This window comes from Pseudonocardia sp. DR1-2, from assembly GCF_023717215.1.
Taxonomy (GTDB): Bacteria; Actinomycetota; Actinomycetes; order Mycobacteriales; family Pseudonocardiaceae; genus Pseudonocardia; species Pseudonocardia alni.
This window is the reverse complement of record NZ_JAMQOF010000002.1, coordinates 135,041-149,881: the sequence shown is the minus strand read 5'-3', so window position 1 is coordinate 149,881 and position 14,841 is coordinate 135,041. Positions and strand designations below refer to the sequence as shown.

The window sequence follows — 14,841 nt, the reverse complement described above, 5'->3', positions numbered from 1 at the left end:
GTCCGTGGACTCAGCGCAGGGCGCGGTTGATCGCGCTCACGACGCCCTTGAGGCTGGCGCTGGTGATCGAGCTGTCGATCCCGACGCCCCAGAACACCTTCTCCTCGACGGCGCACTCGACGTAGGCCGCGGCGCGGGCGTCGTCGCCGCCGCCCATCGCGTGCTCGTGGTAGTCGAGCACCCGCACGTCGAAACCGATCCCGGCCAGCGCGTCGACGAACGCCGCGATCGGCCCGTTGCCCGACCCGGCGATCTCGTGCAGGTCGGACTCGACGCGCACGGTCGCGACGATCTCGTCGCGGCCCTCGCCGTCGCTGTGGATGCGGTGGCGCACCAGCTTGAGCGGGGTCTCGCGGCCCAGGTACTCGACGTCGAACGCGTCGCGCATGGCCTTGGGCTCGACCTCGCCGCCCTCGGTGTCGGTGAAGGCCTGGATGACGTGGCTGAACTCGATCTGCAGCCGGCGCGGCAGGTCGAGCTGGTGCTCGGTCTTCATGATGTAGGCGATGCCGCCCTTGCCGGACTGGCTGTTGACCCGGATGACGGCCTCGTAGGTGCGGCCGATGTCCTTCGGGTCCACCGGCAGGTACGGGACCTCCCAGGTGTGGTCGGCGACCGGGTGACCGGCCTCCGCGGCGTCGGCCTCCATCGCGGCGAAGCCCTTGTTGATCGCGTCCTGGTGGGATCCGGAGAACGCGGTGTAGACCAGGTCGCCGCCCCACGGGTGGCGCTCGTGCACCGGCAGCTGGTTGCAGTACTCGACGGTGCGGCGGATCTCGTCGATGTCGGAGAAGTCGATCTGCGGGTCGACGCCCTGGGTGAACATGTTCATGCCCAGCGCGACCAGGTCGACGTTGCCGGTGCGCTCGCCGTTGCCGAACAGGCAGCCCTCGATCCGGTCGGCGCCGGCCTGGTAGCCCAGCTCGGCGGCGGCGATGCCGGTGCCGCGGTCGTTGTGCGGGTGCAGCGACAGGACCAGCGAGTCGCGGCGGGCCAGGTTGCGGTGCATCCACTCGATGGAGTCCGCGTAGACGTTCGGCGTCGCCATCTCGACCGTCGCCGGCAGGTTGACGATCATCGGGTGCTCGGGCGTCGGCTGCCAGATCGCGCTCACCGCGTTGGTGATCTCGACGGCGTACTCCAGCTCGGTGCCGGTGTAGGACTCCGGCGAGTACTGGAAGGTCCAGTCGGTCGCCGGGTACTTCTCGGCGAACTTGCTGACCTCCTCCGCACCGTCGGTGGCGATCTTGGTGATGCCCGCGCGGTCGGAGCGGAAGACCACCCGGCGCTGCAGGATCGACGTCGAGTTGTAGAGGTGGACGATCGCCGAGTGCGCGCCCTCGCAGGCCTCGAAGGTCCGCTGGATCAGCTCCGGGCGGGCCTGGGTCAGGACCTGGATCTGCACGTCCTCCGGGATCGCGCCCTGCTCGATGATCTCGCGGACGAAGTCGAAGTCGGTCTGGCTCGCCGCCGGGAAGCCGACCTCGATCTGCTTGTAGCCCATGCGTACCAGCAGGTCGAACATGCGCCGCTTCCGCAGCGGGCTCATCGGGTCGATCAGCGCCTGGTTGCCGTCACGCAGGTCGACCGCGCACCACAGCGGCGCGGTGTCGATGACCTTGTCCGGCCAGGTGCGGTCGGGCAGCGAGACCGGCTCGACCAGCTGATGGAAGGGCTTGTACCGGTGGACCGGCATCTGCGAGCCGCGCTGGCGGTTCCAGGCGGGCTGGGCCGCGTGCGGCGCGCCCTCGGGGGTGCGGACGTTGCTGCGGGCGCGGGCCTCGTAGGCGTCGGGAGAGGTGGTCACGGGAATGCTCCGTCGTCGTGCCGTCGTGGCGACCGGCGGACACGCGAAACCCCGCGACGAGGGGCCGGTCGGTTCAGACCCCGCCGCGGCGGCGAAGGAGCAGGCGCGCCATGCCTCCTACCGTAGACCCGAACCCCCGTTGCGCGGCAAGTCACCACCCGCACGGTCGAACCCGGCCGCCGAGTCCCGGCTCGCAACGAAGTGATCACAACCAGCGGCGTTTCCCCTCGTTGGAAGGGCAGTGAGGGTGCGGCGGTGCAACCATGACGCCGTCCGTGACGAAGGGGTTTGTGATGGCGGCAACCGTGGGTACGACCGTGCGGCAGGGCATGGGCATCATCGCGACGATCGTGCGGATCGTGGGTCTGGTGATCGTGGCCATCCTGGTCGCGCACATCGTGCTGACCCTGCTCGACGCCAATCCGGCGAACTTCCTCACCGAGTTCGTGTCCTCCTGGGCGGCCCAGCTGAACCTCGGTCTCGGTGACCTGTTCACCCCGTCCCAGCCGAAGATGGCCGTCACGCTGAACTACGGGGTCGCCGCGATCCTGTGGCTGATCATCACCACGGTGGTCGTGCGGCTGCTGCGCCGGGTCTGACACGTGCCCTCGCCGGGCGCGGGTGCGGTGGCAGGATGCCGGGACGTACCGGCGCCGCGACGCCGGACCCGTCCGGCCCGGAGGAGCACCACCCATGAGCACTACCCGACCCACCGGCGTCGGGGCCGTCCGGGTGCGGTCGCGGTGACCGTCACGGTCGCCTCGACCGCCCGCGAGCAGGTCGCGGCGCTGCGCGCCCGGGAGATCTCGGCCCGCGAGCTGATGGACCTGCACCTGGCCCGGATCGAGGCCCGCAACCCCGAGCTCAACGCGGTCGTCTCCCTCGACGTGGAGCGCGCGCGGGCGGGTGCCGCCGCCGCCGACGAGCGGCTGGCCTCCGGTGCGCCCGTCGGGCCGCTGCACGGGCTGCCGTTCGCGTTCAAGGACACCCACGCCGTCGCGGGGTGGCGGACGACCTACGGCTCGCCGCTGTTCGCCGACCACGTCCCCGACACCGACGACCTGATCGTCGAGCGGATCCGGGCCGCCGGTGTGGTGCCGATCGGCAAGACCAACGTGCCGGAGTTCGCGGCCGGTTCGCACACGTTCAACCGCGTCTTCGGCACCACGGTCAACCCGCACGACCCGACGCGGTCCGCGGGTGGGTCGTCCGGCGGCGCGGCGTGCGCGCTGGCGGCCGGGATGGTCCCGCTGGCCGAGGGCTCGGACATGGGCGGTTCGCTGCGCAACCCGGCGTCGTTCTGCGGGGTCGTGGGGCTGCGGCCCTCGTGGGGACGGGTGCCGGAGTGGCCGTCGTCGAACATGTGGGAGACCACGTCGACCGGGGGGCCGATGGCCCGCACCGCCGACGACGCCGCGCTGCTGCTGTCGGTGCTCGCCGGTCCGGACCCGCGCGCCCCGCACGCACTGGGCGACCCGGGGGAGACCTTCGCCCCGCCGCTGCGCCCGGTCCCGCTCGCCGGGCTGCGCGTGGCGCTGTCGGCCGACCTCGGTGGTGCGTTCACCGTGGACCGCTCCGTCGCCGCGGTCGTCGAGGCGGCCGGTGACGCACTGGCCGGCGCCGGGGCGGCGGTGTCGGGCACCGCGCCCGACCTGACCGGCGCCGACGAGTGCTTCCGCACCCTGCGCGCCTGGCACTTCCAGGCCCGGTTCGGCATGCAGCTCGCCGTGCACCCGCAGGAGTTCAAGGCCTCGCTGGCCGCGAACATCCGGGCCGGCGAGGCGCTGACCGGCGCTGACGTCGCCGTCGCGTACCAGCGCCGCACGACGCTCGCCCAGCGGATGCGGGAGTTCTTCACCGAGCACGACGTGCTGGTGCTGCCGGTGTCGCAGGTGCCGCCGTTCCCGGCCGACCAGGAGTTCCCGGCCACCGTGGACGGCGTCCCGATGGCCTCCTACCTGGACTGGATGCGCTCGGCGTACCTGATCACCGTGACCGGCTGCCCTGCCGTCTCGGTGCCCTTCGGCCGGACCCCCGACGGGCTCCCGGTCGGGGTCCAGCTCGTCGCGCGCCACGGCGCCGACCGCGCCCTGCTGGAGATCGCCGCGGCCGTCGAGCGCCTGGCGCGTCCCGCCGCCTGAATGGGCCTACCCGCGCTCGGCCGGGGCGAGGGTCCGCGGTCCGCCCGTCCGGGCCGGGCGTAGCCGGATCCGCCACGCCCCGCACCGGCAGCGCTGGTAGCTCACGACGCCGTCGGAGGTGCGGTGCCGCGACGTCGTCTCCCACTCGTGGTCCAGGGGTGTACTCACGACGACGACGTTGCTGTAATGGGTCAGTGCACATCAACCCTTACGGCCGTGATCCGGTGCTCCTCGCCGCCGACCTGGTGAACGCGCCGCCGTCGTCGACCGGGGAGCTCGTCGCGCGCTGTCTCGCCGCCGGGGTGACGCGCGACTGGGACCCGGTCGGCGCCGACCTGCCGACGGTGCTCGACTTCCTGCGCCGGTGGGAGGGGGTCGTCGACGCCGAGCCGGGGGCGGAGCGGGCACGGCTGCTCAACGCCCTGCTCGCCGAGTCGACCGGGCCGCCACGCCTCACCGACCACGACGGCCACTGGCACCTGCACCACCGCGACGACGGTCTGGGCCTGGCCGGTGTGCTGCGCGCCCTGCTCGCGACCGGCACCGCCACCCATCTGGCGACCCGGGGGATGGACCGGCTCGGCCGGTGCGCCGCCGAGGGCTGCGCCCGCGTCTACGCCGACGTCTCCCGCAACGGCAGGCAGCGGTACTGCAGCGCACGCTGCGGCAACACCGACGCGGTCCGTCGGCACCGCGGCAGGCAGCAGCCCGCCCGGGCCTGAGCCCCCGGTCCGGAGCCGAGCGGCGGCGCGCACATACCCGAGCGGGGGGTCCGCGGGCGAGCCCGTGTGGTCTGGGTCATCGGTGACCGTCCAGATCCTGAAAACGGACGGCGCTCGCCGGTACTGTTCCGTTCCGACCAACGCCGCCGATGCGTCACCTGCGCATCCCGGCGGTCGAAGAGAGAGCACCCGACGGCTCCCACCGCGGAGCCAGGATTGGAGGTCGGCGTGGCCCTCGTCGTGCAGAAGTACGGCGGTTCGTCGGTCGAGAACGCGGAGCGGATCAAGAAGGTCGCCGAGCGCATCGTCCGTACCCGCAAGGAGGGCCACGATGTCGTCGTCGTCGTGTCCGCCATGGGGGACACCACCGACGAGCTGACCGATCTCGCCGAGCAGATCTCCCCGAAGCCCCCGCTGCGGGAGATGGACATGCTGCTCACCTCCGGTGAGCGGATCTCGAACGCACTCGTCGCGATGGCGATCCACGCCCTCGGCGCGGAGGCCCGGTCGTTCACCGGCTCGCAGGCGGGCATGCTCACCACCTCGAAGCACGGTGACGCCCGCATCACCGAGGTGAACCCGTGGCGCCTGCGTGAGGCCCTCGACGAGGGGCACATCGTGCTCGTCGCCGGCTTCCAGGGCATGAGCGCGGACTCCCGCGACATCACCACGCTGGGCCGCGGCGGCTCGGACACCACCGCCGTCGCACTCGCGGCCGCACTGAACGCCGACGTCTGCGAGATCTACTCCGACGTCGACGGCGTCTACACCGCCGACCCGCGGATCGTCTCCAAGGCGAGCCTGCTCGAGACGGTGACCTACGAGGAGATGCTCGAGCTCGCCGCGTCCGGCGCCAAGGTGCTGCACCTGCGCGCCGTCGAGTACGCCCGCCGCTACGGCGTCCCGCTGCGGGTGCGCAGTTCCTACAACGACAAGCCGGGCACCCTGGTCTCCGGCTCGATCGAGGAGATCCCGTTGGAGAATCCGATCATCACCGGCGTCGCCCACGACCGGTCCGAGGGCAAGATCACCGTCACCGGGGTGCCGGACACCCCCGGCATGGCGGCGAAGATCTTCCGCACGGTCGCCGACGCGGAGATCAACATCGACATGGTGCTGCAGAACATCTCCAACGTGTCGGACAAGAAGACCGACATCACCTTCTCGCTGCCCCGCACCGACGGTGACACCGCCGTCGCGGCGCTGGAGCGCGCGAAGGGCGAGATCGGGTTCGCCGAGCTGATCTACGACAACGACATCGGCAAGGTGTCCCTGGTCGGCGCGGGCATGCGCAACCACCCCGGCGTCACTGCGAAGTTCTGCGAGGCGCTCTCCGACGCCGGGATCAACATCGAGACCATGAACACCTCGGAGATCCGGATCTCGGTGATCTGCCGCTCCGACCAGCTCGACGACGCGGTGCAGGCGCTGCACGAGGCGTTCGAGCTCGGCGCCGAGGACGACGCGGTGGTCGCCGCCGGAACGGGCCGGTGAGCTGACATGGCCATGGACTCACCCGTTCTCGCGCTGGTCGGCGCGACCGGTGCCGTCGGCACCACCATGATCGAGATCATCGACTCCCGCGAGTCGGTGCCGTGGGGCGAGATCCGCCTGATCGCCTCGGCCCGCAGCGCCGGCAAGGTGCTGACGGTCCGCGGCCAGGACATCACCGTCCTGGAGCTGAAGCCCGAGGTCTTCGACGGCGTCGACATCGCGATGTTCGACGTGCCCGACGAGGTCTCCGCCGAGTGGGCGCCGATCGCCGCCTCCCGCGGCGCGATCGCCGTCGACAACTCCGGCGCGTTCCGGATGGACCCCGAGGTCCCGCTCGTCGTGCCCGAGGTCAACCCGGAGAAGGTGACCGAGCGGCCCAAGGGGATCATCGCCAACCCGAACTGCACGACGCTGTCGATGATGGCGGCGATGGGTGCGCTGCACCGCGAGTTCGGGCTCGAGGCGCTGGTCGTGTCGTCGTACCAGGCCGCGTCGGGTGCCGGCCAGCCCGGCATCGACCAGCTGCAGGCCGAGCTGTCCGCGGTCGCCGGCAAGGACCTCGGGAAGGCCGCCGGCGACGTCGCGGCCGTCCTGACCGAGGCCGGCATCCCGGTCGGCGGCGACTCGCCGTTCCCGGCTCCGCTGGTGCTTAACGTCGTGCCGTGGGCCGGCTCCCTCAAGGACGACGGCTGGTCGTCGGAGGAGCTGAAGGTCCGCAACGAGTCCCGCAAGATCCTCGGGATCCCGGAGCTCAAGGTCTCCGCGACCTGCGTGCGCGTCCCGGTCGTCACCACGCACGCGCTGGCGATCCACGCGACCTTCTCCTCGGAGGTCTCGGTGGACGCCGCCCGCAAGGTTCTCGGCGCGCAGCCGACGATCGTCGTCAAGGACGACCCGGCCGCGGGTGAGTGGCCGACCCCGGCCGACGCCGTCGGCGGGGACCCGACCGTGGTGGGCCGGATCCGGCAGTCGCTGGACTTCCCGAACACCCTGGAGCTGTTCGTGTGCGGGGACAACCTGCGCAAGGGTGCCGCCCTGAACACCTACGAGGTGGCGGAGACGGTCGCCGCGGCCGGCTGACCTCCTCCGCACCGACGACGGCCGCCGCCCCGGAGCCCGGGGCGGCGGCCGTCGTCGTGGGCGGGTCTACGGCAGGCGCAGCGTCGCCACGATCGCGCGGTGGTCGGTGCCGGGGACCGACCGCGTCCCGAAGGACTCGGCGGCGATCCCGCCGTTGTAGACGATGTGGTCGATCTGCGGCCCCAGCCACGACGGCGCCCAGGTCGGCCAGGTGCCGGCCAGCCCGTTGCCGGTCTGCGAGCCGGCGTCGCCGCAGCCCTGGATCGCGTTGCGGAAGACCGAGTGGTCGAGGCTCGCGTTGAAGTCGCCGGCGACGATCGCCGGGCTCGTCCCGGAGCACCACTTCGCGACGGTCTCCAGGTCCGAGCGCCACTGCCCGACCGAGCGCGGGACCGGGGCGACGGAGTGGAACGCGACGAAGCGCAGGTTCCCCAGGCCGCCGCCGGTGATCTCGATGTAGTCGAAGCGGACGTCCTTGCCGATCCGGGTGCGGACGTCGCCGAGCCGGTCCGACCAGGCCACGGTGTTGCCGGTGACGTCGCGGTCCCAGCGGTCGACGCTGGACGCCGTCCGGTAGCCCAGCGGCTCCAGCAGCGGCGCGATCTCGCTCTCGTAGCGGCCGCCCGCCTCCGGGATCGAGACGACGTCGGGGTTCTCCGCGGCGACGAGGGCGGCGAGCGACTGCGTGTCGGCGTTGCCCTCGTAGACGTTGAGCGCCAGCACCTTCAGCGGGGTCCCGCCGGTGGGTGCGGGGCCTGCCACGGTGCGGGGGAGCACCATCGCGGCGCCGACCAGCGCGACCAGCGCGAGGACGACCGGCACCGGCCAGAACCGGCGGGCGGCCAGGGTGATCAGCAGGCCGACCACCACCAGCACGCCGAGCGCGGCGACCATCAACGGCCGGAAGGCGATGACCTGCGCGAACGGGGAGTGGGCGTCGAGACCGACGAGGTCGGGCAGCGTCGCGAGCGCGGCGGCGGCACCGAGGAACAGCGCGAACCCCCAGCGCACCCGACCTCCCCGACGACGGGGCCGCCCACTCGGGATGGGCTGGGTCTCGGAGTCGGGGTGGGGCGGTGCGCTCACTCGATCCAGTCTGCCCGAGGGGCACACCTGCCCGCCGCATCCGGACGGTGCCCTGCGCCGATCGTCTGTGGGCGCTCTCAGCGTCCGACTTGCGCGACCGCTCGTCGACCGCTCGCACGTCGAGGTGCAGCTCAGGGCACCGGCGAAGCGATCTGGACGACCCCGAGGTGCATCTCGGCGGCAGCGGGATCGCCGAGATGCAGCTCAGCGGGCCTGGAAGATCCACAATTCCCGCTGAGGTGCATCTCGGTGACTCCGCCGCCCGTGTGCAGCCCCGGCCGGTCAGGCTCGGGCGCGCAGCAGCGGCGCCGCCACCCCGGCGGCGACGACCGCGACCGACCCGCAGGCCAGCATCGCCACGCCGGGGGAGGCCGTGTCGACCAGTACCCCCGCCAGCGGGGTCGCGATGGCGATGCCGAGCGTCGTCGCGGAGCCCTGCAGGCCGGTGACCAGGCCACGCACCCGGTCCGGGGCGAGGTCGCCGATCGCGGCGCTGCCCGCCGCGAGCGTCGCCGCGGTCGCCAGACCCGCGGGGAGCAGCAGGAACAGCAGGCTCCACCACGACCAGGCCAGCGCCGCCGGGAGCGTCGCCAGCCCGAGCGCGGCGAGCAGCAGCGGCAGGGGGAGGCCGCGGCGGGCGCTGCCGTAGAGGAACCCGCCGACCAGCGACGCCAGGCACCACACGGCGTTGACCAGCGCGATCGCCCACGCCTGCCCGGAGGAGGTGAGGGCGGCGATGAACGCGAACTCGGTGCCCATGATCGCGATCACCGCGGCGGTCACCGCCAGCAGCGCGCCGACCAGCGGCCGGGTCAGCCAGCTGCGCAGCGGCGGGCGGGGGCCGGTGCGGGCGGCCCCGTCGCCGTCGGCGCGGACCGGTGGGTCGAGCCGCCACAGCGCGACCCCGGCCAGCACGAACCCGGCGCCGATCACGCGCATCGTCGTCGCCGAGCCCAGCCACACCGTCAGCAGCGACCCGACGGCGGGCCCGGTCATGTAGGAGATCTCGACCGTCATCGAGTCCAGCGCGAACGCGGGACGGCGTCGTCCGGCCGGGACGGCGGCCGCGATGACCTGCCGGACCAGCGAGAACACCGGGAGGGTCAGGATGCCGGCGACGAAGGCGGCGCCGAGCAGACCGGCATAGCCCAGCAGCGGTGCCACCGACCAGAACAGCAGGCCCGCCGTCATCGTCAGCGCCAGGACCGGGCGCAGCCCGTGCCGGTCGACCATCGTGCCGAGCAGCGGGGCGCCGATCGCCATGCCGGTGGGGACCGCGGCGGCGACGAGCCCGGCGGCGCCGAAGCCGTAGCCGAGCGTGGTGACGGTGTGCAGGGTCAGGGTGACGCCGACGGCCGTCGCGGGGATGCGGGCGGCCATGCCGATCGCGGTGATCGCGCCGACCCCGGGCAGGCGCAGCACGTCGGCGAACGCACCCGGGCCGGCGCGGGGTGCGGTGGCGGCGGTGTCGGGCACGACCCCATCCTGACCCGCGCCCCGGCGTCGTCGCGCACCGGTTCCGGGTTTCGGCCGGGACCCTGCGGGAAGTCCCTGGGGACCGAACACCGCCGACCGCGACGCGGCCGCGCAGCCGCGGGAGCGTCCCGGTCGACCCGGCGGGGCACCCCCCGCCCGCCCCACCCACCACGCGCACGAGGAGGCTCGGCCGTGACCACGTCGCACCAGCCCAAGCCCACCACCACGGACTCCGGCAGCCCGGTCGCCAGCGACGAGCACTCGCTGACCATCGGCCCCGACGGCCCGCTCCTGCTCAACGACCACTACCTCATCGAGCAGATGGCGAACTTCAACCGGGAGCGCATCCCGGAGCGTCAGCCGCACGCGAAGGGCGGTGGGGCGTTCGCGCGGTTCGAGACCACCGAGGACGTCTCGCAGTACACCAAGGCCGCGTTCCTCCAGCCGGGCGTCGAGTCCCGTGGCGTGATCCGTTTCTCGACCGTCGCCGGTGAGCGCGGCAGCCCCGACACCTGGCGCGACCCGCGCGGCTTCTCGCTGAAGCTGTGGACGACCGAGGGCAACTGGGACATGGTCGGCAACAACACGCCGGTCTTCTTCGTCCGCGACCCCATGAAGTTCCAGCACTTCATCCGCAGCCAGAAGCGGCGCGTCGCGAACAACCTGCGCGACCACGACATGCAGTGGGACTTCTGGACGCTGTCGCCGGAGTCGGCGCACCAGGTCACCTGGCTCATGGGCGACCGGGGCATCCCGAAGACCTGGCGGCAGATGAACGGCTACTCCAGCCACACCTACAGCTGGATCAACGAGGCCGGCGAGATGGTCTGGGTGAAGTACCACTTCAAGTCCGACCAGGGCGTGGAGTGCCTGACCCAGGACGAGGCCGACACCCTCGCCGGCTCGGACCCCGACTACCACCAGGCCGACCTCTACAACGAGATCGAGGCGGGCAACCACCCGTCCTGGACGCTGTACGTGCAGGTCATGCCGTTCGCCGACGCCAAGACCTACCGGTACAATCCGTTCGACCTGACCAAGGTGTGGCCGCACAGCGACTACCCGCTGATCAAGGTCGGGAAGCTGACGCTGGACCGGAACGTCGAGGACTACCACGCCGAGATGGAGCAGGCCGCGTTCGAGCCGAACAACCTGGTGCCCGGCACCGGGCTGTCGCCGGACAAGATGCTGCTCGCCCGCGGGTTCTCCTACGCCGACGCCCACCGCGCCCGGCTCGGCGTCAACTACAAGCAGATCCCGGTCAACGCGCCCCGCAGCGAGGTGAACAACTACCAGAAGGACGGCGCCATGCGGATCACGAACACCCGTGACCCGATCTACGCGCCGAACTCCTACGGCGGCCCGGCGGCCGACCCGAAGCGGGTCTCCGAGGCCCTCTGGTACGCCGACGGCGACATGGTCCGCAGCGCGTACTCCCTGCGCGAGTCCGACGACGACTGGGGCCAGGCCGGGATCATGGTCCGCGAGGTCTTCGACGACGCCGCCCGCGAGCGGTTCGTCGGCAACGTCGCCGGGCACCTGCTCGACGGCGTGACCGAGCCCGTCCTGCAGCGCGCCTTCGAGTACTGGCGCAACGTCGACAAGAACATCGGCGACCGGATCGAGCAGGCCGTCCGCGACGGCGGCTGACCGCTCCGCGAACCGGACGACGGCCCCGGGGACACCCCCGGGGCCGTCGTGCGTCCTAGGCTCGGGGTGTGGAGATCTGGCACAACCCGCGCTGCTCGAAGAGCCGCGCCGCCCTCGCGCTGCTGACCGACCGCGGCGTCGGACCGACGGTGCGGCGCTACCTCGACGACCCGCCGACCCGCGCCGAGCTGGAGCGGGCCCTGGCCGCGCTCGGCACCGAGGACCCGCTCGCGATCACCCGCACCGGCGAGCCCGCGTTCCGGGAGCAGGGCCTCGCCGGTGCCGACCGGGACACCCTGCTCGACGCGCTGGCCGCCGAGCCGAAGCTGATCGAGCGGCCCGTGGTGATCGACGGCGACCGGGCCGTCGTCGGCCGGCCGCCGGAGAACGTGCTGGGCCTGCTCGGCGACTAGCCCAGCGCCCGCCGCACGAAGTCGACCTCGGTCGCGATCAGGTCCAGCTGGTCGGACACCACCAGCGAGCCGTGCCCGGCGTCGAACCGGCTGACCTCGTAGGTCACGTCCCCGCGTCCGGCCAGCGCGTCCAGGTAGTTGTCGATCTGCCGGATCGGGCAGCGCGGGTCGTTCTCCCCGGCCAGCACGAGGACCGGCACGCGGACCTCGTCGACGTAGGTCAGTGGCGAGGCCTCCCGGTAGAGGTCGGGCAGCTCGTCGGGGGAGCCGCCGAACAGCGCCCGGTCGAACGCGCGCAGCTGCTCCATCTCGTCGGCGTAGGCGGCGACGTAGTCGGCCACCGGCACCCCGGCGACGGCCGCGGCCCACCGCTGCGGCTGCGTCCCGGCGGCGAGCAGCGACAGGTACCCGCCCCAGGACCAGCCGTCGACGACGCAGCGGGCCGGGTCGACGGTGCCGTCGGCGACCAGCGCGTCCTGAACGGCGGCGACGTCCTCCAGCTCGGTCAGCCCCGGCCTGCCCTCGATCGCGTCCCGCCAGGCCGAGCCGTAGCCGGTGGAGCCGCGGTAGTTGACCTCGACGACGGTGAACCCGGCCTCCACCCAGGTGGCGCGGCCGGCGTCGAAACGGTCCTCGTCGGCGGCGTGCGGGCCGCCGTGCAGCACGAACACCGCGGGGGCCGGGCCGTCGGCGGTGCGCGGCGCCTCGGCGACGAGGCTGTGCACGGCGCCGCCGGGTCCGTCGGTCCACACGTCGCGCACGGCGACCGAGCCGGGCGGGCGCTCCCCGGGCGGGGCGACCAGGACGTCGTCGGTGCCGTCCGGGCGCAGTGCCCGGATCTGCGACGGGGTGGCCGCCGACGACGCGGAGTACTCGACGGTGCCGTCGTCGCGGACCTCGGCGGACCCGACGCAGCCGGGCGCGGTGGGCAGCTCGGTCAGCTCGCCGGAGGCCAGGACGTAGCGGAACAGCCGGGTGCGGGCGGCGTGGGTGTGCGCGAGGAGCAGCGCGGAGGCGTCCGGGACGAACCCGCCGACCAGCTCGCCGGGCAGGTCGACCGCGAGCTCGGTGACCTCACCGGTGGTCGGGTCCCAGACCAGCAGCTCGTCGCGGCCGCGGCGCTCGTGGCCGACGAGCAGCCGCTGGTCGCCCGCGACGGGGGAGAACTCCAGCGCGGCGAGGCCGCGGCCGGGCCCGTCGTGCAGCTCGGCGACGGTGTCCCCGGTGGCGACGTCGAGCACCCGCAGCGACGGGTGGCGGGAGTCGCCGTGCTCGGAGTGCGAGATCGCCAGCAGCGTCTCGTCCTCCGACAGCGCGCCGACGCCCGCGTCCTCGGTGTGCCGGTAGATCTCCCGGGCGTCGGTGCCGGAGCCGCGCTCGTGCACCGACAGGACCGTGCCGTCGTCGGTGGACACCCCGATCGCGGTGACCCGGCGGCCGATCTCCAGGCCCGCCGGGTAGCCGTCGCCGGCGCCGGGGACGGCGGGCACGGTGTCGGTGCCCGCCGCGGAGGACCACGGCTGGGCGACCCAGTGGCCGAACTCGTCGCCGTCGGTGTCGGCGAACCACCAGACGTGCCCGCCGTCCGGCGGCAGCACGGCCGAGGTGGTGCCGTTGCGCCGGTCGGTGACCTGGCGGTGCTCCCCGGAGTCGCGGTCCCAGGCGTGGATCTCGAAGGTCCCGGTCGCGTTGGACACGTAGACCGAGCGGGCCGGTGCGTCGCGGGCCCAGCCGGGACGCGACATGCGCACCGCGGTGAACCGGGACCGCCAGCGCTGCTCGCGCTCGTCGTCGAAGAGCGTCGGGGGAACGGGTGCGCTGGGGTGCGGGCTCACGCCTCGATCGTGCCGAACGCCACGAACGGGTGCACCGGGCGGGGTCGTCGGACGCGCATCCGGCAGCATGGAGGTATGCGGAGACCGGCCCGGCTGCTGCTCGCCGGGGTGCTCGTCCTCTCCCCGGCCGCTGCGGGCTGCGGTGCGGCCGGATCGACCGCCGGCACCGTCGTGAGTGGTCCGACGGTCACCGCCCAGGCCGACTCGCACGGCCTCACCGCGGTCCGGTTCGACCACTCCGCGACGCATCCGGAGCCCGCCGTCCCGACGGTGCGGGTGCGCCGCGGGACGACGGTGGTGCTCACCGTCGGCAGCGACGTCGCGCGCCGGGTGCTGGTCCCGGAGCAGGGCCGCGCCGTCGACGTCAGCGCCGGGGGCACGGTCACCCTGCGCTTCCTCGCGCTGGGCACGTTCACCGTGCGGGTGGCCGAGCCCGGTGCGGTCCGCGGCGGGACGATCATCGGCCGGGTCGAGCCCTGGCACTGACCCGCCGGGGGATCAGGCGAAGGCGTCGGCCCGGTCGGCGATGGCGCGCAGGCCCTCGGCGATGTCCACACCGGACGGCGCGGTGTCGGGGTCGAGCATCCACTGGACCATGAGCCCGGTGAGCAGCGCCTGGTAGACGGAACCGAGCACGTGTACGCGGCGGTCCGCGGCGGCCGGGTCGTCGGGCAGCGTGTGGAAGGTCAGGGCCAGGCCCTCACGGACCTCCCGCTGGGCCTCGGCGAGCTTCGCGCGCAGCTCCGGCAGCCGCTCGGCCTGGGCGAGCGCCTCGACGTGGGTGGCCCACAGGCGTCGCTGGGTGGAGAACAGGCCGACCACCCGGCTCCAGGTCTCCTCGACCCGGCGCTGCGGGTCGGTGGTCCCGCCCGCGGGCTCGGCGAGCGCCCGGTCGAGCTCCTCGCCCCAGGCCGTCGTCGCCCGCAGCAGGGCCTCGGTGAGCAGGGCGTCCTTCGAACCGAAGTGGTAGCCGATGGAGGCCAGGTTCGTCCCGGACGCGGCCACCACGTCCCGTGCGGTCGTGCGGCCGAACCCCTTCTCGTAGAGGCACTGCGCGGCCCCGTCCAGAAGCTCCTCGCGGTGTCCCATGGTCGCGGAACCTATCGGGTCGTCACGGACGTCCGTACACCGGCCGTT

Annotated in this window: 14 protein-coding genes; 8 read left to right on the top strand and 6 right to left on the bottom strand. The window is 73.1% G+C overall.

Annotated features, from left to right (window positions below; translation table 11 throughout):
- Positions 1–10: 10 nt before the first annotated feature.
- Positions 11–1,807 carry a 2-isopropylmalate synthase gene (gene leuA, locus ND486_RS05425; protein WP_251783109.1) on the bottom strand — a complete coding sequence of 599 codons (1,797 nt, stop codon included), beginning with the start codon at positions 1,805–1,807 and terminating at the stop codon, positions 11–13.
- Positions 1,808–2,100: 293 nt separating this feature from the next.
- On the opposite strand from leuA, the gene ND486_RS05420 reads away from it, so the two are divergent.
- Positions 2,101–2,406 (top strand): hypothetical protein, encoded by a 306-nt coding sequence (locus ND486_RS05420; RefSeq protein ID WP_073575761.1) that lies wholly within the window; start codon positions 2,101–2,103, stop codon positions 2,404–2,406.
- Positions 2,407–2,550: 144 nt separating this feature from the next.
- Positions 2,551–3,948, top strand: a complete 1,398-nt coding sequence (locus ND486_RS05415; protein ID WP_251783108.1) for an amidase — start codon at positions 2,551–2,553, stop codon at positions 3,946–3,948.
- A 6-nt stretch (positions 3,949–3,954) separates the two neighbouring features.
- On the opposite strand, the gene ND486_RS05410 is transcribed toward ND486_RS05415, so the two are convergent.
- Positions 3,955–4,116, bottom strand: a complete 162-nt coding sequence (locus ND486_RS05410; protein ID WP_251783107.1) for a hypothetical protein — start codon at positions 4,114–4,116, stop codon at positions 3,955–3,957.
- A 26-nt stretch (positions 4,117–4,142) separates the two neighbouring features.
- On the opposite strand from ND486_RS05410, the gene ND486_RS05405 reads away from it, so the two are divergent.
- The 3 genes from ND486_RS05405 to ND486_RS05395 all read left to right on the top strand — a co-directional run bounded on the left by ND486_RS05405 (position 4,143) and on the right by ND486_RS05395 (position 7,244).
- A complete protein-coding gene (locus ND486_RS05405) occupies positions 4,143–4,670 on the top strand; it encodes a CGNR zinc finger domain-containing protein (RefSeq protein WP_224403805.1) in 528 nt (175 codons plus the stop codon).
- Positions 4,671–4,898: 228 nt separating this feature from the next.
- The gene (locus ND486_RS05400) at positions 4,899–6,164 is read left to right on the top strand and encodes an aspartate kinase (protein WP_251783106.1); all 1,266 of its coding nucleotides are present in this window, start codon (positions 4,899–4,901) and stop codon (positions 6,162–6,164) included.
- A gap of 6 nt (positions 6,165–6,170) precedes the next feature.
- Entirely contained in the window at positions 6,171–7,244 is a 1,074-nt protein-coding gene (locus tag ND486_RS05395) for an aspartate-semialdehyde dehydrogenase (RefSeq protein WP_251783105.1), read from the top strand.
- A gap of 66 nt (positions 7,245–7,310) precedes the next feature.
- Here the strand turns inward: ND486_RS05395 and ND486_RS05390 are convergent, their stop codons facing one another.
- Entirely contained in the window at positions 7,311–8,255 is a 945-nt protein-coding gene (locus ND486_RS05390; RefSeq protein WP_251783104.1) for an endonuclease/exonuclease/phosphatase family protein, read from the bottom strand.
- A gap of 357 nt (positions 8,256–8,612) precedes the next feature.
- The gene (locus tag ND486_RS05385) at positions 8,613–9,806 is read right to left on the bottom strand and encodes an MFS transporter (protein ID WP_208826276.1); all 1,194 of its coding nucleotides are present in this window, start codon (positions 9,804–9,806) and stop codon (positions 8,613–8,615) included.
- A gap of 192 nt (positions 9,807–9,998) precedes the next feature.
- Here ND486_RS05385 and ND486_RS05380 point away from each other — a divergent pair, with 192 nt between their 5' ends.
- A complete protein-coding gene (locus tag ND486_RS05380; RefSeq protein WP_062399578.1) occupies positions 9,999–11,456 on the top strand; it encodes a catalase in 1,458 nt (485 codons plus the stop codon).
- Positions 11,457–11,524: 68 nt separating this feature from the next.
- Positions 11,525–11,869 carry an arsenate reductase (glutaredoxin) gene (arsC, locus tag ND486_RS05375; RefSeq protein ID WP_062399580.1) on the top strand — a complete coding sequence of 115 codons (345 nt, stop codon included), beginning with the start codon at positions 11,525–11,527 and terminating at the stop codon, positions 11,867–11,869.
- Here the strand turns inward: arsC and ND486_RS05370 are convergent.
- Complete coding sequence (locus ND486_RS05370) at positions 11,866–13,704, bottom strand: prolyl oligopeptidase family serine peptidase (RefSeq protein ID WP_251783103.1); 1,839 nt, start codon at positions 13,702–13,704, stop codon at positions 11,866–11,868. The genes arsC and ND486_RS05370 overlap by 4 nt on opposite strands.
- Before the next feature lie 75 nt (positions 13,705–13,779).
- Between ND486_RS05370 and ND486_RS05365 the strand changes: the two genes are divergently transcribed.
- On the top strand, positions 13,780–14,190 hold the full coding sequence (locus ND486_RS05365) for a hypothetical protein (RefSeq protein ID WP_062399582.1): 411 nt from the start codon (positions 13,780–13,782) through the stop codon (positions 14,188–14,190).
- 12 nt (positions 14,191–14,202) lie between these two features.
- On the opposite strand, the gene ND486_RS05360 is transcribed toward ND486_RS05365, so the two are convergent.
- A complete protein-coding gene (locus ND486_RS05360; protein ID WP_062399584.1) occupies positions 14,203–14,793 on the bottom strand; it encodes a TetR/AcrR family transcriptional regulator in 591 nt (196 codons plus the stop codon).
- Between the last annotated feature and the right edge of the window lie 48 nt (positions 14,794–14,841).